Raw genomic sequence first — 17,883 nt, 5'->3', positions numbered from 1 at the left:
GGATTGCTGTCGTACGTTCCCTTAGCAAAGGTGCCAGAATGAACGTCATGCTACAGCGGGCGAAGAGCCGGCCGATGCGGAAGGGGACGCCGCTGATGCGGAGAATTCATGTGAGTAATCGTGAGTACCTGAGTACATTTGGTGGAGCGTTGAGTATCTTTCGTGCATCCTCCGCCTGGAGCGCAGTACTTGCATCCGCGACGGTCGTATCGTCGAGAAGTACCGATGGCTCCCCAAGCTTTGCCAATCAGGGCAGCGCAACCGTCCAATCCTCCTTCACCGGCACGGTCACATCTTTCCTGATATCATCAGGCGACATGCAATCGTCCCCTGCGTCGTCGACGGCGATGCCTGCGCCTGCTGCCGATGGCGGCGCGCAGGATACGTCCACGAAGACGGCGTCGGCTGCGACGGTCTTCCAGACGCCTTCCTCGACATTGCAACGCACTGTGCTTGGCCCGGATCCGGCCGAGGAGGCTGCGACACTGCCTGCTGCTCCCGCGCTTACGGGTGTTACCAGCGATGCCGATACCGGCAGCGCCAAAACGGCGGCGCCGGTCAGTTCTTCCAGCAGTCTCGGCACGGCTTCGTTGCGCCTTCAGGCCTCGATAGCATCCATCTCGGTGGAGCCGAGCCAGGACGTTTCTGCTGAGACGACCGCGGCCCCGACGGCACTGATGGCATCGATACCGGCAGCTTCGGCTGCGGCGACGCCCAACAAGATCGCGCTCGAAAACCTGAAGCAGGGCAACCCGATCAGCGAGTGGGGTCTGGAGGGTGACGGCGGCGGCACCATTCAGGGCTTCGCCACCGAAATCAGCACGAATATCGGCCAGACGGTCGATTTCAAGATCGCCACCGATTCCACCCATTACCGCATCGATATCTACCGCATGGGCTATTATGGCGGGGCCGGGGCGCGCAAGGTCGACTCGATCGAGCAATCGCTGACCACGGCGCAGATCCAGCCGCATCCGATCGTCGATATGTCACTCGGCCTCATCGACTGCGGCAACTGGTCGGTCTCGGCGAGCTGGCAGATTCCGACGGACGCGGTCTCCGGCGTCTATTTCGCCAAGCTGGTGCGCGAGGACGGCACCGCAGACGCCAGCATCATTCCTTTCGTTGTGCGCGACGACGCCTCCACCAGCAATATCGTCTTCCAGACGTCCGACACGACATGGCAGGCCTATAATGCCTGGGGCGGCGCCAGCCTCTACTATGGCGAAGTGCCCGTCGATCCCGCAAGCATGATCGGCTACCTGCCACCGAACTGCAGCTGCGGCCTGCAGGCCATCGGCCGGGCCTCGGCGGTCAGCTATAACAGACCGATCATTACCAATACGAGCCCGATCGGCGGTTCGCACGACTACATCTTCGGCGCCGAATCCTCTGCCATCTCGTGGCTGGAGCAGAACGGCTACGACGTATCTTATATTTCGGGCGTCGATGCAGCGCGCAGCGGCAGCCTGCTGCTCAACCACGACGCCTATCTCTCCGTCGGGCATGACGAATACTGGTCTGCCGAACAGCGCGCCAATGTCGAGGCGGCGCGCGATGCCGGCGTCAACCTCGCCTTCTGGAGCGGCAACGAGTGCTACTGGAAGGTCCGCTGGGAAAGCAGCATCGACGGCAGCGGCCAGGCCTACCGCACCATGGTCTGCTACAAGGAAACCTGGGGCACGAGCACGGATCCGAGCAATGTCGGCACCGGCACCTGGCGCGATCCGCGTTATGCCGATGCGGGACAGGAGCCGGAGAATTCGCTGACGGGCACGATGTTCCAGGTGGACAGCTACCGCTCCGATACGATCTCCATTCCCTACGACTATTCGAACCTGCGCTTCTGGCGCAACACCGATGTTGCGGAGCTGCAGCAGGGCGAGAGCTACAATCTCGTGCAGAACCTGCTCGGCTACGAATGGGATTCCGATGTCGAGAACGGCTTCCGTCCGGATGGGCTGATCGACCTGTCACTCTCCTCGGTCTCGGTAAGCACCTATCTGCGCGATTACGGCACGACGGTCGGCGATGCGGTGGCGACCCACAGCCTGACCATGTACCGGGCGGCAAGCGGCGCGCTGGTCTTCGGCGCCGGCACGGTCTTCTGGTCCTGGGGGCTGAGTGACAACCATCAGGGCGCGGCGACGTCAACCGATCGCAATGTGCAACAGGCGATGGTCAACATGTTCGCGGACATGGGCATTCAGCCGACGACGCTGGATGCGAGCCTGATCCTTGCGACACAATCGACCGACACGCTGAAGCCCACCTCGTCGGTCACGTCGCCGATCGTCGGCGCAAGCTTCCTCGAAGGGCAGCATGTGACGATCACGGGCACGGCGCAGGATTTCGGCGGCGGCATCATTGCCGGCGTGGAAGTCTCGACCGATGGCGGCCAGCACTGGTTCAAGGCCACCGGCCGCGAGAGCTGGAGCTATAACTGGGTCGTCCAGGCGAGCGGAACCTACACGATCATGTCACGGGCCGTCGACGACAGCGTCAATATGGAGGCGTCATCGGCCGGCAAGCAAGTCACCGTCACCTTGCCGGGAACGACAGGCCTCTGGACGCTTGCGGAAAAGCCGGCGGTCGAAGTGGCGATCGATCGCGATTCCGTCGAGCTCGGCCTGCGCTTCCAGACGACGACAGCAGGCTCCGTGGAGGGCATCCGCTTCTACAAGGGCTTCTCCAATATCGGCGACCATGTCGTCAGCCTCTGGAGCGCCAACGGAACGCTGCTGGCATCAGGCGTGTCCGTCGACGAACCGCTCTCCGGCTGGCAGACGGTGATGTTCTCTTCGCCGATCCAGATTGCCGCCGGCACGACCTACGTGGCCTCCTATCACAGCGGCGGTTTCTTCTCGCTGACAAACAATTATTTCACCGGCGGCACCTATGCCAGCGGCGCGGTGAAGGCCGTCGATGGCGGCGGCGTCTTCGCCTACGGCACCACTGCCGGCACGTTCCCCGGCCAAAGCCCCGGCACCGGCACCAATTACTGGGTCGACGTAGTCTTCGATGCCGGGCCCAACAGCGCCCCGGTTGCGACCGACGATACGGGGCTGACCATCACCCGCAACGACAGCGTCGTCATCTCGATCGCCTCGCTCATCGGAAACGATACGGATCCGAATGGCGATGCGATGACGATTTCGGCCGTCGGCAATGCCGTCAACGGCACGGTGACGCTCAACAAGCAGAACGGCGCCGTCATCTTCACGCCAACCAACAATTATTCGGGGCCTGCAAGCTTCACCTATACGCTGTCGGACGGGCGCGGCGGCACGGATCAGGGCAACGTCAGCCTCACCGTAAACCAGGGCCCTGCCGGGGAAGCACTGTTTACCTCAAGCGAAGGGCCGACGGGCGCAAGCTTCAACGACGGTCAGTCGCTGGAACTCGGGATGAGGTTCGTCGCTTCGTCCAGCGGCATGATTTCCGGCATCCGCTACTACAAGGCGGCCGGCGATACCGGCGCCCATACCGGCTCCCTCTGGACGGCCGACGGCACGCTGGTCGCGACCGTCACTTTCGCCGACAGCGGATCGGTGAGCGGCTGGCAGACCGCGACATTCGCCAACCTGGTGCATATCGCAGCCGGCACAACCTATGTCGCCTCCTACCACACGACAGGCTCCTATGTGGCGACATCAGACTATTTCACCTCAGCCCATACCAACGGCGCGCTGACGGCGCTTGCCGGCAGTAACGGCGTCTTCGGCAATGGCACGGATTTCCCGACTTCCAGCTACCAGTCGTCGAACTACTGGGTGGATGTCGTCTTCAACCAGACAACCAATGCGGTGCCGGTCGCCGCCAATGACAATGGCTACACGACCTATTCCAACACCGCACTTTCGATTGCCGCAGCCAGCCTGCTTGCAAACGACCATGACGCCGATGGCGATCCGCTCAGCATCACCGGCGCGAATGGTGCGGTCAACGGAACCGTGTCGTTCAACAGCCAGAGCAAAACGGTGATCTTCACCCCGAACTCTGGCTATACGGGTTCAGCAAGCTTCTCCTATTCGATCTCGGATGGATATGGCGGCACGTCGTCGGCCACCGTAAGCCTCGCGGTCAATTCGCAGTCTGGCGGCGGCACGACCGCAAGCCTGTTCACCGGCGCCGACACGTCGGGCGTTACCGCCGCCAATGATGCCAACTCGGTCGAACTCGGCGTCAAGTTCATCGCTTCCGCCAGCGGCCAGATCACCGGGCTCACCTATTACAGGAGCGCCCAGGATACCGGCACGCATGCCGGCTCGCTCTGGACAGCGAGCGGCCAGCTTCTGGCTCAGGCGACCTTCATCAACGAGACGGTGAGCGGCTGGCAGACGGTTTCCTTCATCCAGCCGATCAATGTGACGGCCGGCGCCACCTATGTGGCGAGCTACCATTCGAACGGCTTCTATTCCGCAACGGCGAACTACTTCACGACGGATCATACGAACGGGGCGCTGACGGCGCCGTCGAGTGCGGCGAGCGGCGGCAACGGCCTTTATGCCTATGGCTCGGGCAACCTGTTCCCGACCGCTTCCTACAATGCCAGCAATTATTGGGTCGACGTGCTCTATCAGCAGGGCGGCGCGCAGAATGCGGTTCCGGTCGCCGCCAATGACAGCGGCTTCTCGACCAATACCGGCACGCCGATTACCATCCAGGCCTCCGTGCTGCTGGCAAACGACGTGGATGCCGATGGCGATCCGCTTGTCATCACCGGCGTCAGCGGCGGGGTCAACGGCTCGGTCGCCTACGATGCCCAGGCCCAGACGGTGACCTTCACGCCGACGGCAGGCTATTCGGGACCGGCGAGCTTCAGCTACGCGATAGCAGACGGCAAGGGCGGCACGGCGTCGGCGCAGGTTGCCCTCACCATCAACGGCGGCCAGACGGGAGGGCCGGAGCAGAACCTCTTTGCCGCCGGTGCGACGCCGTCGATCGTCTCCATCAACGACAACCAGCAAATCAATCTCGGCATGAAATTCCAGGCCGATACGTCAGGCTGGATCACCGGCGTCCGCTTCTACAAGGGGGCCGACAACACCGGCCCGCATAACGGCTATCTCTGGACCGCCTCGGGCACGCTGCTCGGCAGCGTCACCTTCAACAACGAGACGGCCAGCGGCTGGCAGACTGCGCAGCTCACCCAGCAGATCGCGGTCCAGGCGGATACGAGCTATGTCGTTTCTTATTCGAGCAACGGCAATTACTCGGCGACCGGCAATTACTTTGCCAGCGATGTGACGAACGGCGATCTCAAGGCGCCCGGCGGCAGCAACGGCGTCTATGCCTACGGGGCGGGCGGGTTGTTCCCGACAGCCAGCTACAACAGCACGAACTACTATGTGGATGTGGCGTTCAAACCGCAGCTCGCGGCGTAAAGCCCGCGAGGATGCAAGGCCAAGCATGCCGTAAAGAGTGAGAGTTTCGATGATGAGTGCAGACAACAGATTGCCCGTAACGGTTCTCGCCGGGTTTCTCGGCGCCGGCAAGACGACTGTGCTCAATCATGTCCTGAGTAATCGGGAGGGTCGCCGGGTTGCTGTCATCGTCAACGATATGAGCGAGGTCAATATCGATGCGGATCTCGTGCGCGAGGGCGGTGCAGACCTCTCGCGCACCGACGAGACGCTGGTAGAGCTTACCAACGGGTGCATCTGCTGCACCCTGCGCGACGATCTTCTGAGCGAAGTGCGCCGGCTCGCAGCCGCCGGCCGTTTCGACTATCTGCTGATCGAGGGAACCGGCATTGCCGAGCCGCTGCCGGTCGCAGCCACCTTCTCCTTCCGCGACGAGAGCGGGGCTGCCCTCTGCGACGTGGCGCGTCTCGACGCGATGGTCTGCGTCGTCGATGCGGTCAATCTTCTCACCGATTACCAGAGCGCCGAATTCCTTGCCGATCGCGGCGAAAGGCGTGACGGGGACGATGAGCGCAAGCTCGTGGACCTGCTCGTCGAGCAGATCGAATTTTCCGATGTCGTCATCATCAACAAGGCAGGCGATGTGCCGTGCGCCGACCTTGCCGAGGTTCGCCGGGTCGTCGCGGCGCTCAATCCGGATGCCCAGGTCGTCGAGGCGGTTTTTGGCCAGGTGCCGCTTGGCGCGATCCTGGATACCGGCCTCTTCAGCGAAGCGAAGGCCGCCCGCCATCCGCTCTGGCACAAGGAACTTTTCGGCTGGGGCGATCATGTGCCGGAGACCGAGGAATACGGCATAACAAGCTTCGTCTATCGCAGTCGCCGGCCCTTCGATCCCCTGAGGCTCAAGGATTTCCTCGACCGGAAATGGGCGGGCCTCATCCGCGCAAAGGGCCATTTCTGGCTGGCGACGAGGCCGGACGAGATCGGCCTTCTGTCGATTGCCGGCACCCAGTGCCGCATCGAGACCAGGGGGTACTGGTGGGCCTCGGTGCCGCGGGTGCAATGGCCGCGCTTTCCGCAGTTCCGCCAGCTCATCGACCGGCATTGGGACGATGTCTGGGGCGATCGCCGCCAGGAGATCGTCTTCATCGGTTCCGGCTTCGACGAGGAAGCGATCCGTGCTGCGCTCGGCGATTGCCTGACCGGCGAGGAGGCGGGTTTCGATCCGCAAGCCGCCGTCGGCCTCCGCGATCCGTTTCCGGCATGGCAGCACGTACATATCCTCGCACATTCAAATAGTTAGAAGTGTCATGATGGGCGTAAGACGGCCTAGTGTGAAGACGTTTTGATTACCAACCAGAGGAGAGAACAATGAGTGACGAACTTTATGCAGATGGCATCGGCGAAATCACCATTACCGGAACGATCGTGCGCATCGACCTGATGTCGCTTTCGGCAACCGATCGTGACGCCAACAACAACCCGAAGCCGGTCTTCCGTCAGCGCATCATCATGCCTGTCGATGCCTTCGCCAATGCGGTCGACCTCATGCAAAAGGCGCTCGGCGGGTTGGTCGAGGCGGGTGCGGTCCGTCGTATCGGCGATATGTCAGCTGCGGCGGCTGCCGATATCCAGTCGGTACAGCCCGGCGCTTCGAACGCTTCGCCGAACTTCAACTGATAAAGCAAATAGTGACTGGGTCTCGTATTGTTTCGGGTGGGCCATGAGTGGTTTTCTGCATACCAACCTGCACTGTCTAGCGCTCGTCGCGCGTCATCACGGCGTCGATCTCGCGCCTGAGCGATTGCAGCACGACTATGCCGTCGGCAACGATCCCGTTGCCGTGCGGCAGCTGCTGCGCATGGCCAAGGATGCCGGCCTCAGAGCCCGGCATCTGACGCTCGGCTGGCGATCCCTGTTTCAGCTCGGCGAAGCCTTTCCGGTGATCGCGGAACTGACGAACGGCAACTGGGTGGTCATCGCCGGCGCCGTCGGGGAGGGTGAGGAGGAGAGAATTCGCGTTCTTGACCCGCTCGCGTCACGCGCCGAAGTGATGATGCTCAGCGAAGAGCAGTTCGCCAAGGCCTGGCTCGGATCGGTGATCCTACTGAAGCGCAACTATCGCATGTCCGACGAGGACCGGCCCTTCGGATTTCGCTGGTTCGTGCCCGAGATCATCAAGCAGCGTAGCTTCTTCCGCGATGTCGCGCTCGCTGCCTTCGTGCTCTACGGGCTGGGCCTGACGACGCCGATCTTCTTCCAGCTTGTCATCGACAAGGTGCTGGTGCACCAGAGCTATGCGACGCTGACGGTTCTGACTATCGGTATTGCTATCGCGCTCGTCTTCGACGCGACCTTCAGCTTCCTGCGTCGCTATCTGCTGCTCTACGCGACGAACAGGATCGACATCCGCGTCGCGACACGCACCTTCGGCCATCTGCTCAACCTGCCGATCGCACTTTTCGAGCAGGCCTCGGCCGGCGTTCTCGTCAAGCATATGCAGCAGACGGGGCGCATCCGCGAATTCCTGACGGGGCGCCTGTTCCTGACGCTTCTCGACGGCGTTTCGCTCTTCGTCTTCGTGCCGATCCTGCTTCTCTACAGCGTCAAGCTGACGCTTGTGGTGCTCGGTTTCGCAGCGCTCGTCGGCCTCGTGGTGATGATGCTCGTCGGGCCGTTCCAGCGCCGGTTGCAGGCGCTTTACCAGGCCGAAGGCGACCGGCAGGCATTACTGGTGGAAACCGTGCACGGCATGCGCACCGTCAAATCGCTGGCACTGGAGCCGCGCCAGCGCAAGGTGTGGGACGATTATTCAGCCCAGTCGATCTCCGTGCGTTTCCGGGTCGACAAGATTTCGACCATCGCCCAGTCGCTGACCGGGCTTCTGGAGAAGCTGATGAGTGTCGCGATCATCGGCCTCGGCGCGCTCGATGTGTTTAACGGCTCGATGACCATCGGTGCGCTGGTCGCCTTCAACATGCTCGCCGGCCGGGTCTCCGGACCGCTGGTGCAGATCGTCACCATGGTGCACGAATATCAGGAAGTGGCGCTCTCCGTGCGCATGCTCGGCGAGATCATGAACCAGCGGCCGGAGCAGGCGGGCCGCGGGCGAGGTGTTCGGCCGCATCTGAAGGGCCGCATCGAATTCGACAGGGTCACCTTCCGCTATGCGCCTGATAGTGCGCCTGCGCTCGACAATGTCTCATTCGCCATTCCGGCGGGCTGCGTCTTCGGCGTGGTCGGCAAGAGCGGGTCGGGCAAGACGACGATCACAAGGCTCATCCAGGGGCTTTATCAGAGCCAGGAAGGCCTCGTGCGCATGGATGGCTATGACAGCCGCGAGATCGACCTGGTGCACTTAAGAACCAGCATCGGCGTGGTGCTCCAGGATAGTTTCCTGTTTCGCGGCTCGGTTCGCGAGAATATCGCCGCCGCCAAGCCCGATGCCAGCATCGAGGAGATCATGGAAGCCGCCCGCATCGCCGGCGCCGAGGAGTTCATCGAGCGTCTGCCGCGCGGTTTCGACACCATGCTGGAAGAAAACGCCGCCAACCTGTCGGGCGGCCAGAAGCAGCGCCTGGCGATTGCCCGCGCGCTGATCACCGATCCGAAGCTGTTGATCTTCGATGAGGCGACGAGCGCGCTCGACCCTGACAGCGAGGCGATCATCCGCGACAACCTCAGCCGCATCGCCGCCGGCCGGACCGTGGTCATCGTCTCGCACCGGCTTTCGACGCTCGTCGATGCCGATGCCATTCTCGTCATCGATCGCGGCAAGGTCGCCGATATCGGCCGGCACGATCAGCTCGTGTCGCGCTGCATGACCTACCGCCACCTGTGGTCCCAACAAATGAGGCAGGTCGCATGAACGCGCACGCCAGAAAATCCAGCGAAAACCTGCCGGTTCCTTCAGACAAAGGCTCCACAGGCCAAGGCCTCTCAGACAAGGGCCCCTCAGACACGGGAAGGCAACTGACTGCCCGGCCGCCGCTGCCGCCGGCAATAGCGGAATTTCAGTCCGATGCCGTCGAGCTCGAGGAGCGCGCGCCGCCGCGGGTGGCGCGCATGACGCTCTACTGCGTGACGGCGCTGCTTGCCTCAGCGATCATCTGGGCCTCGGTTTCCTCCATCGACGAGGTGGTGATTGCGCCCGGCAAGCTCGTCACCACCCAGCCGACCATCGTCGTCCAGCCGCTCGAAACATCGATCATTCGCACGATCGAGGTGAAGGCCGGCGAGGTGGTGCATGCCGGGCAGACGCTGGCGACCCTCGATGCCACTTTCAGCCAGGCCGATGTCGACCAGCAGCAGGCGAAATTCTCCGCACTCGACGCCCAGGTGAGACGCATCGAGGCCGAGCTTGCCGGCGTCGACTATACGAAGATGGCGGGAGATACGCCCGACCAGATACTGCAGTCGCAGCTCTTCGGCCAGCGACAGGCCTTCTACGCGGCGCAGCTGCAGAATTTCGAGCAGCAAATCGCCGGCCAGTCGGCGTCGCTCACCGCCAGCAAGAACCAGGAAGCGGTGTTGACCCAAAGGCGCGATGGGCTCTCGCAGATCGAGGCAGCGCGGGAGCGGCTTTATAACACACAGAGCGGCTCGCTGATCACGCTGCTCGGCTCCCGCGACGCCCGCCTCGACGTCGAATCCGATCTGACCGCCGTCCGCGGCCGGGCCGACGAGGCCGCCCACTCGTATGCCAAGCTCCGAGCCGACCGCCAGGCCTTCATCGAGGATTTCCGCCGCGCTGCAATGGAGCAGCTGGTGGAGCTGCGCGGCCAGCGCGACATGGCTGACGAGGAACTGAAAAAGATGGAGCTGCGCCGCAACATGGTGGCGCTGACCGCACCCGCCGATGCCGTCGTGCTCGACCTGGCGCAACGCTCGGTCGGCTCCGTCGTGCGCGAGGCCGAACCGGTGGTGACGCTGGTGCCGATCAACGTGCCGCTCGAAGCCGAAGTCTCGATCAACACCCGCGACATCGGCCGTGTCGCCGTCGGCAAGGAAGCGCGTGTCAAGCTCGACGCCTATCCCTTCCAGAAATACGGCACCGCCTCGGGCGAGGTGAGAACCATCAGCCAGGACACGTTCCTCACCGGCCAACAGGAACAGAGCGCCACCCCCGGCCAGCCGGCAGCCCCCTTCTTCAAGGCCCGGATACTGCTTGCCGATACAAGGCTGAATGCCGCAGATGTGCCGGTGCGGCTGCTTCCCGGCATGACCGTATCCACGGAAATCAAGGTCGGCAACCGCACGGTGATCTCCTATTTTCTGTATCCGTTGCTGCGTGGCCTCGATAACGCAATACGCGAACCGTAGGACGCGATGGATCAGTTCGCCCCGAACGAGATCCCGAGTGACTTCGCAGGTCCTCGATCCGGGTGACTTCATGCCCACGCCCGCCCCAGGGAGACCATATGCATCGAAACCGCGGTCACGAACCACGCGTCGCAGTATGGCCAGACGATTTCCGACGATATCGCGTCGAAGGAGCCGGTCAGCGGGAAAAGAGGGGACTATTCTGGATTTGCCGTCGCCGGGCTGATTCTGGTTGCGGACTTCGTGTACGCCAGACGTAGGGCTAAGAAAGCACTTGGATGAGCGGTACCCGATGTGGCCTTCACATATTGACGAAATGATTCCGATCTCAATCCCCGAGAGCGTTTCGAAAGTCCTGACAGTAAACCGACAGCTAGTGACCTCTATTGATCGGAGGTCGCCCGGACGGGTTACTCAAAGGATAAAAACATCATGTTGAAACTGATCGCCGCTGTCGCAATCATCGCCGCCACGCCGATATTGGCATCGGCTAGCCCAAGTTGCACCAAGGAGCCGAAATCAAAGTGGATGTCCGAAGACGCCATGAAGGCCAAGGTCGATACGCTTGGCTACAAGGTGAAGACATTCGAAATCACTGGCAATTGCTATGAAATCTACGGCAAGGACAAGGACGGCAAGCGAGCCGAGGTCTATTTCAATCCGGTATCCGGTGATATTGTCCAGAAGGGCGAATGAGGATGACGGTGATCTCGCTAAGGAAGGAGGGCGCATCGCCCTCCGACGTCGCTCCGAAAAGCGTCAAGGTCTGGGATCCGGTTGTCCGGGTATTCCACTGGACCATCGTCGTTGCCTGCACCCTCAATCTTTTCATTTTGGAAGAGGGCAAATACTGGCATCGCATTACGGGCGTGGTGGCCGCTGCGATCGGCATTCGCTTGATATGGGGTTTCGTTGGCACGAAGCACGCGCTCTTTAGCGATTTCTTTCCGACGCCGCGTAAGGTCATGGATCAAATCCGCGGCATTGTCGGTCGGAACGAGAAGCGCCATCTCGGCCACAGTCCCCTGGCATCTGTGATGATGCTGTTGCTGATCGTGCTTCTTGTGGCAACTGCCACGACTGGTTGGATGACGACACTGGATGCCTTCTGGGGCGAAAAATGGTTGGAGCGATTGCACGGCACGATTGCCAACAGCATTATAGTGCTTGCTTTCATCCATGGCGGCGCTGCTATTTTGGAAAGCTGGCGGCATCGATAAAATCTCGTCTGGTCGATGGTTACAGGTCGAAAGAAGGCATGAGAGTTCTGCTCATCGAGGACAGCGCCCGGCTTCGCGATCTTCTTTGCGAGGCGATCAGGGACGAAGGTTGGAAGATCGACGCCTTCGGGACAGCGCAGGAAGGCCGGCTTGCGCTCCGTGAGGGCGAGTACGATCTCCTGCTCCTCGATCTCGGTCTGCCTGACGAAGATGGCATTGACGTCTTGAAGTCTCTTCGGGCCGCTGGCATGCAGACACCGGTGCTTCTTTTGACGGCGCGTGGTGCGATCGACGAGCGGATAGTCGGGCTTGATGCAGGCGCCGACGACTATCTGGCCAAGCCGTTTCACAATGGCGAACTGGTTGCCCGGATACGCGCAATCATGCGCCGGGCGCCCCTCACTTCCATGCCAGTGCTGGAATATGCGGCAATTCAATTCGATGTCGCTTCACGACAGGTAATGTGCGCCGGCACAGAGATTGCGCTTGCCCCATCGGAGAAAGGATTGCTCGAGCTTCTGATGCGTAACGGTGGCAAGGTGGTCGCAAAATCAAGGATCGAGCACACGTTCTCGGAATTTGGCGCTGAAAGAAGTAGCAACGCCGTCGAGCTGGCAATCTCCCGTTTGCGCAAGAAGTTGGAAGGTCATGGGACCTACTCATCGATCGAAACAATCAGAGGGGTTGGCTATATGATGCGCGAGGTACGCGATTGAGCCGATCCCGCCCGACGCTCGGAGCCATTCTGGCGCGCCGGATTGCATTCTTCGCGATCCTGGCCATGCTCTTGCAGCTCGCCGTCGTCTTCTCGGACTACTACTGGAATGTAGGGGAGCTTTCTCGACTGTTCGTCGAGCAGGAAACGGAGCGGCTCGCATCTGGGATCGTGGTCGATGGTGCAGGCGTTCGATACCGAATTCCTGAAAATGTGCAGCAGCGTTACAGTCAGGGTAGCACCGGCTACGTGGCCCGTGTTCGTCAAGCAAGCGGCGCGCTCCTGTTCGAGTCTTGCGATGCCGCCTGCGAGGAGCGCTTTAACTCGCCCCGTGGGTCTACGAAAACAATCATTCGCTGGAAGTTCGTTTGTCAGGTCCAAGCCGCTGGGCTGCAGGGTGCCCCCACGCTGTTTAATGAAGTCGCAAAAGATCCTGACATCTGGGATCGCCCATGAAGTCCGAACGCCGCTTGCGGCTTTGAAGCTGGAACTCGGGCATATCGACCATCCTCGTGCGAGGCAGGCGGAGGCCGACGTCGATGATCTCGTCCGTTTCGTTGGCCAGCTCACCGCTCTCGCGCGGCTCGACAGCGTTGACCAGAGCATGTTCGAGGAGATCGTCCTTCCGGCCGATGTCAACCCGCCGGATTTCTGGTTGCGATCCTTGACGCCCGGCAAGCCGTTGTCGCTTGTTGGCGGCAGGGCATTTTTCATTGGAAATCAGCGTTTCCTTGTCGATATCGCAACGATCGATGATCCTTCCGACGTCATGTCCGATGTCCTTTTGGAACGAGGTGATAGAACACCTGATCGTGCCGATGAGCATTCTCCTGGTCCTCGTCCTCGGTGGAACCTTGTTGTCCGTCCGGCAGGCATTGCGTCCGGTGCGGGCCGCGGCAGAAGCGGCCGATCGCATCGACCCAATGGATTCCCGTTCGCATTTGGGTTCGACGAAATGCCGCGGGAAGTCGCGCATCTCGCGGTCGCGGTCAACCGCGCCTTCAAGCGGGTCGGCGAGCTGTTCGCTGACTTATTCGTCGGACGAGCTGCGCCCGTTTGTAGGACCTGCTGCACAAGGCCACGGCCATCAAATGGCCCTGGCCGATGATGACGCCTATGAACTTTGCGCGACCGTCAAAGGTAATCTGTTAAAGCGAGTTCCAATCAATGCGACAGGAATATCGGCGTCCTACCGTTTTCGATCATGCTGCGGGTCACGCCCCCGAAAAGCGTCTGCTGCCAGCGATGCCGAAGTTGATGTCTTTGATCTTGGTCACGGAAGGCCATCGTCTCAGGAGCGCCTGGCATCCATTCTGGGCACCGTTCCAATGCTGCCAATTCAACGCCGCTGCAGAGGTCTCTCCCGCCGCCTGAATCGGCACGCCCCTCGCGCCTTCTAGTGCGCGAGAAGGACCGGCATGTCAGCATTGCAAAGGAGTTCCCGAGTGACGCCGCCAAGGATAAACTCCGAAGCCGGGAGTGGCCAAATCCGCCCGCCACCAGGAGATCCGCATTCCGTTCGAGCGCGGCCGCTTGAAGGGCGGCAGCCGGGGACTGCCCGCCGGCCTGAATCGATACGTCTTCTACCTCGAACCCGGAGTGCCTCAACGAGGATATCAGGAGCGAACGGTTCGCTTCGTCGACCTGCTTGTCGTCGATCACCGAGATGACCTGCATCTTCGTCAGCCGCTCGGCGAATATACGGGCGCAGGAGATCGCTCGTGCCGCGGTCGCGCTGCCGTCCCAGGCGATCGCAACGGTATCGACGCGACCACAGACGCTACTGGCAGGAAACAGAATCAACGGACGGCCGCTCTCGAGCAACAGCGTCTCCGAAAGCTGGCGAGAGAGTTCCGATGCCTCCACTATGGACAGGTCGTGGCTCCTGGCGATTTTCGCGAAGCACTCAAAGACGAACGGCTCCCTGGCGTCGAAGCCATGAATTCGCACCTCGACGCCGCTCTCCGAGGCCGCGTCGGCAATGTATTTTCGAAGCGAGGCCCCACTGTCGCGGCTATACCCTTCCGCTTGCCCCCGCCATGAGTCTACATCGACCACCGTTGGAAACGGCGGGTGGATCGGTGGGATCCGCACCTGCGGGATACTGGCGAGGAGGTCGGCGCCAATCTGGCGGGCGAGGTCGATCGCGTTGTCAACGATGGTGAAGGAACTTGCATCGGGATAAGTTGACAAAGGGAGATGGAATTGTGGTTTCATGCTGACCTCCTGAGGTTATACCTCCGCCATGATGCATCCCGAGCCGAACTTCGCATTGCGCTTCGTCAAAGCACCGCCGTGTCCGGTCGGAGCGCAACCCGGACAAACTGACGTCGGACCGCAGACGACGATGTCTGCCAAACCAGTCCGGGCGGTACTGCGCGTGCTGACTGACTCGCAGCAACTTTGACATAGGGAGGCCCTTGTGAATTCCATGGTCGTTGCAAGATTTGCATTAGCGCTTTCCATCGGTCTCCTGGTCGGGCTGGAACGTGGCTGGCGGGAGCGGGATTCTCCTGCAGGGAGCAGAACCGGGGGCATCCGAACCTTTGGCATCTCGGGGTTGCTTGGAGGTGTAATTGCGGCCTTGGCCAACGCGACCGGGTCCTCGCTGCTCCTGGCTTGCGGCTTCATGAGTTTTGCCGCCGTATTCGGACTCTTCAAGCTGCGGGAGGCCTGGGACGACGAAGACTACAGCGTCACCTCGATCATTGCCGCGCTATGCGTTTTCGGACTCGGCGCTCTTGCAGTCGATGGCGATCCCGTCGCCGCGGCGGCGGGCGGCACTGCCCTTGCAGCCATACTGGCGAGCCGCGACGTTCTTCACGCCTTCCTCAGGCGTTTGACTTGGGTCGAGCTGCGCTCGGCTCTGATGCTTGCGGTCATGACGGCCGTCATACTTCCTCTTTTACCAAACCGCGATGTAGGTCGGGCACTGACGGTGACCCCTTTGAAGTATGGCTTTTCACCGTCTTGACCGCGACCATCTCTTTTGCAGGCTATATCACCGTACGCCTATTCGGCGAGAGGAAGGGCACTTTGATCGGCGCAGCCGCCGGCGCCTTGGTCTCGTCCACGGCCGTGACGCTAACGCTGGCTCGTTCCGCCAAGGATGGAGCGGAATTTTGGAGACTTGCCGGCGCCGCGTGTTTGGCGGCCACGGTGTCTATCCTGCGCGTGGCTGGGCTGACCTTGATCGTTGGTCCCGCAGTCTTGCCGAAGATAGCGCCTGTGGCAACGGTCGCGGCAGTGGTTTTCGCCTGCATGGCCGTGTTCTTGACGAGGTCTGAACACAAGCGGGCCGCCGTCGACGTCTCGGCCCGCAACCCCTTCGAGGTCCGCTCGCTTTTCCTTTTTGCGACGATATACGTACTGGCGCTTTCTGCGAGCGAAGTCCTGGTCGCATACCTGGGAAATTCTGCGGTCCTGTTGGCCTCGATCATCTCTGGCAGCTTCGACGTCGACGTCGCAGTGTTGACGGCGCTGCGCCGGACCGACCTCCAGGCTTCGGACATCGTCGTCCACGCGGTACTGGGCGCCATGGCTGCAAACGCAATTGGCCGCGTGATACTGGCAGCATCCGTCGGTCCCGCCCGGTTCACCATGCTTTACGCCGCCACCACGACAATGGCGATCGCTTTCGGCTTCATTGTTTTCATCTGGAATTCACAATGATCGCTCGCGCGGACGTGGCGATGACGCGACGGATCAGAGACGGGACGCTGCCAGCCAGTTAGAAATGCGACGCTGAGCATCTCCACTCAGGACCTGCGCAGTTGTCGCGACGCTAAAGCGTGTCGCGATCTTTCAGATTCGCTTGTCACGCTTTAGGTCTTTGTTTTTACGCATGTCTTTAACGCAAAACCGCAGCACACTTTTGCGAGACAGGCTCTAGCTGATGTGATTGTCTTGAGGGCCGCCGGTGCGTTCTTCCGCGCGAATTTTGGGGGCGAACGCCGTCCACCGGGGTTGCTGCTTGACGCTCCACACACGCGACCTCACACTCGCGGTATCGAAGGTGAGTCGGACAGACTGTACCGTTGTTCACATCCGTTGCCCACCTCAGAAGGAGTCGCCAGCAGGAGCTTTGGCTCACGCGCCGACCGACGCCGGTTGGTCGCAAACAGGATCGAGGTTGATTGCGTTCGAACTCGCATCCGCTGCTATTTTTCTCGTGAGGTCGCGCCGTGGATAAGGTGTTATCAGCAGTCGATCCGCCTCGCGACATCCCGTTTTGGCACTGGAAATTCCTATTGCGGAGCGACCGCCGCTGGCTGCGTTGGCCAGTGCTTTTGATATCCGTTTTGCTTCTTGCAGGCGTTGTTTTTTACCGTGAAATCCACCGCGTCGAAGATCCGGTCGGGCTCTCCGAAAATCGAGCTCTCCATAACGCTGCCCGATCGGCGCCCATAGCCGTCCGTCCTGATACGGCGGCTCCCTCTCTTCTCCCGCCGATGTCTATATCGCCGCGGCTGATCGAGGTCCCGAAGCCGGAGTTGGCAAGTCAATTTCTGCGGACGTGGCGCGTCTCGGGGCCGGTTATTTGCGGTGCTCTTCGGGAGGCCGGCATCGAGATGAGCGAATGGAAAGCCGCATCGATGCGCAATCGCAATTATGAATGTTATTTTCAGCGCATCTACGAACGGGACGAGGTGCGTCCCCTCAGTTCCACCTTCCTCAAGGTTCGTGGCAATGAAACCGGCGATATTCTTGAGATCCGCGCCAAGATCGTTAAGCCGACGACAGACGCGAAGGGGCGCCTAGCCCCCGCCGTCCTGCACCTTTTCGCGATCATTGTGAAGCAGGCATGCTGGCGTGATTTCGAGGATACTCTTGAGGCGATCCAAAACCTTCGAAATGTCGAATATGAACGATTCGGGGCCTATCTCAGCTTCACGCGCGAAGCCGGCAGCGGAAACAATTTTGATTTTGTTCTTGGCCTTAAGGCGACTTCAGCTTCGCAGGTGAGGACTAAGGCGTATTTTTCGACAGAGCGCTGGCTGGCCACAAACCCGCGCAACGTTTCTGCGAATTTCATCCTCATGGATCCCTTGGGCACGCCCATATCAGCCAATTGCGCTCAATGACGGCGGGTGGCCTTTGAGATCGGCGCCGTCGATCCTCCTGTCTTCGACTATCGGCGGAACGGCTGCGTTCTTTGCCGAGTTGGCATGGCGCCTTCTGCATCAATCGCCTCCCGTTGCCCCAACCCGCCGACACTCGACAGGCTAAGGGCCGCCCAAGCTGCGACTCAATCGTCGCG

The 17,883-nt window shown here is 61.1% G+C and carries 11 protein-coding genes and 3 pseudogenes; 13 read left to right on the top strand and 1 reads right to left on the bottom strand.

The genetic code is table 11. The features are described from left to right. Positions 1-38 precede the first annotated feature (38 nt). The 10 genes and pseudogenes from HJB83_RS04080 to HJB83_RS33965 all read left to right on the top strand — a co-directional run. A complete protein-coding gene (locus tag HJB83_RS04080; RefSeq protein WP_221131307.1) occupies positions 39-5,387 on the top strand; it encodes a DUF4082 domain-containing protein in 5,349 nt (1,782 codons plus the stop codon). Between the two features lie 49 nt (positions 5,388-5,436). After that, on the top strand, positions 5,437-6,669 hold the full coding sequence (locus tag HJB83_RS04075; protein WP_221131306.1) for a GTP-binding protein: 1,233 nt from the start codon (positions 5,437-5,439) through the stop codon (positions 6,667-6,669). A gap of 68 nt (positions 6,670-6,737) precedes the next feature. After that, positions 6,738-7,046: a hypothetical protein gene (locus HJB83_RS04070; protein ID WP_207584412.1), complete on the top strand. Its 309-nt coding sequence runs from the start codon at positions 6,738-6,740 to the stop codon at positions 7,044-7,046. 43 nt (positions 7,047-7,089) lie between these two features. Further along, a complete protein-coding gene (locus HJB83_RS04065) occupies positions 7,090-9,234 on the top strand; it encodes a peptidase domain-containing ABC transporter (protein WP_221117634.1) in 2,145 nt (714 codons plus the stop codon). Beyond that, the gene (locus HJB83_RS04060; RefSeq protein ID WP_221131305.1) at positions 9,231-10,688 is read left to right on the top strand and encodes an HlyD family type I secretion periplasmic adaptor subunit; all 1,458 of its coding nucleotides are present in this window, start codon (positions 9,231-9,233) and stop codon (positions 10,686-10,688) included. The genes HJB83_RS04065 and HJB83_RS04060 overlap by 4 nt, the downstream gene beginning before the upstream one ends. A gap of 429 nt (positions 10,689-11,117) precedes the next feature. Continuing rightward, on the top strand, positions 11,118-11,384 hold the full coding sequence (locus HJB83_RS04055) for a PepSY domain-containing protein (protein WP_207585179.1): 267 nt from the start codon (positions 11,118-11,120) through the stop codon (positions 11,382-11,384). A gap of 2 nt (positions 11,385-11,386) precedes the next feature. Then, on the top strand, positions 11,387-11,908 hold the full coding sequence (locus HJB83_RS04050; RefSeq protein ID WP_221131304.1) for a cytochrome b/b6 domain-containing protein: 522 nt from the start codon (positions 11,387-11,389) through the stop codon (positions 11,906-11,908). A gap of 38 nt (positions 11,909-11,946) precedes the next feature. Then, entirely contained in the window at positions 11,947-12,624 is a 678-nt protein-coding gene (locus HJB83_RS04045; protein WP_207584415.1) for a response regulator transcription factor, read from the top strand. Continuing rightward, positions 12,621-12,944: pseudogene (locus HJB83_RS04040) on the top strand (two-component sensor histidine kinase); the annotation flags it as partial. The gene HJB83_RS04045 and the pseudogene HJB83_RS04040, both read left to right, overlap by 4 nt. Positions 12,945-13,233: 289 nt before the next feature. Then, positions 13,234-13,644: pseudogene (locus tag HJB83_RS33965) on the top strand (two-component sensor histidine kinase); the annotation flags it as partial. Between the two features lie 375 nt (positions 13,645-14,019). Here the strand turns inward: HJB83_RS33965 and HJB83_RS04030 are convergent. Next, positions 14,020-14,840: pseudogene (locus HJB83_RS04030) on the bottom strand (universal stress protein). Positions 14,841-15,054: 214 nt separating this feature from the next. On the opposite strand from HJB83_RS04030, the gene HJB83_RS33960 reads away from it, so the two are divergent. From HJB83_RS33960 to HJB83_RS04020, 3 genes are all read left to right on the top strand, one after another. Continuing rightward, the gene (locus HJB83_RS33960; protein WP_259671291.1) at positions 15,055-15,597 is read left to right on the top strand and encodes an MgtC/SapB family protein; all 543 of its coding nucleotides are present in this window, start codon (positions 15,055-15,057) and stop codon (positions 15,595-15,597) included. After that, on the top strand, positions 15,594-16,295 hold the full coding sequence (locus HJB83_RS33955; RefSeq protein ID WP_259671283.1) for a DUF4010 domain-containing protein: 702 nt from the start codon (positions 15,594-15,596) through the stop codon (positions 16,293-16,295). The genes HJB83_RS33960 and HJB83_RS33955 overlap by 4 nt, the downstream gene beginning before the upstream one ends. 512 nt (positions 16,296-16,807) lie before the next feature. Beyond that, a complete protein-coding gene (locus HJB83_RS04020) occupies positions 16,808-17,707 on the top strand; it encodes a DUF6030 family protein (protein ID WP_405049164.1) in 900 nt (299 codons plus the stop codon). The last annotated feature ends 176 nt before the right edge of the window (positions 17,708-17,883 follow it).

The sequence above is a fragment of the Rhizobium sp. NZLR11 genome (genome assembly GCF_019685115.1).
GTDB lineage: Bacteria > Pseudomonadota > Alphaproteobacteria > Rhizobiales > Rhizobiaceae > Rhizobium.
Note: the sequence above shows the minus strand (reverse complement) of the source record. Positions and strands in the feature narration are given on the sequence as shown.

Excerpts from the sequence above, each read along its gene's own strand:
- HJB83_RS04080 (WP_221131307.1), top strand. The coding sequence starts at position 39 with ATGAACGTCATGCTACAGCGGGCGAAGAGCCGGCCGATGCGGAAGGGG.
- HJB83_RS04075 (WP_221131306.1), top strand. The coding sequence starts at position 5,437 with ATGATGAGTGCAGACAACAGATTGCCCGTAACGGTTCTCGCCGGGTTT.
- HJB83_RS04070 (WP_207584412.1), top strand. The coding sequence starts at position 6,738 with ATGAGTGACGAACTTTATGCAGATGGCATCGGCGAAATCACCATTACC.
- HJB83_RS04065 (WP_221117634.1), top strand. The coding sequence starts at position 7,090 with ATGAGTGGTTTTCTGCATACCAACCTGCACTGTCTAGCGCTCGTCGCG.
- HJB83_RS04060 (WP_221131305.1), top strand. The coding sequence starts at position 9,231 with ATGAACGCGCACGCCAGAAAATCCAGCGAAAACCTGCCGGTTCCTTCA.
- HJB83_RS04050 (WP_221131304.1), top strand. The coding sequence starts at position 11,387 with ATGACGGTGATCTCGCTAAGGAAGGAGGGCGCATCGCCCTCCGACGTC.
- HJB83_RS04045 (WP_207584415.1), top strand. The coding sequence starts at position 11,947 with ATGAGAGTTCTGCTCATCGAGGACAGCGCCCGGCTTCGCGATCTTCTT.
- HJB83_RS33960 (WP_259671291.1), top strand. The coding sequence starts at position 15,055 with ATGGTCGTTGCAAGATTTGCATTAGCGCTTTCCATCGGTCTCCTGGTC.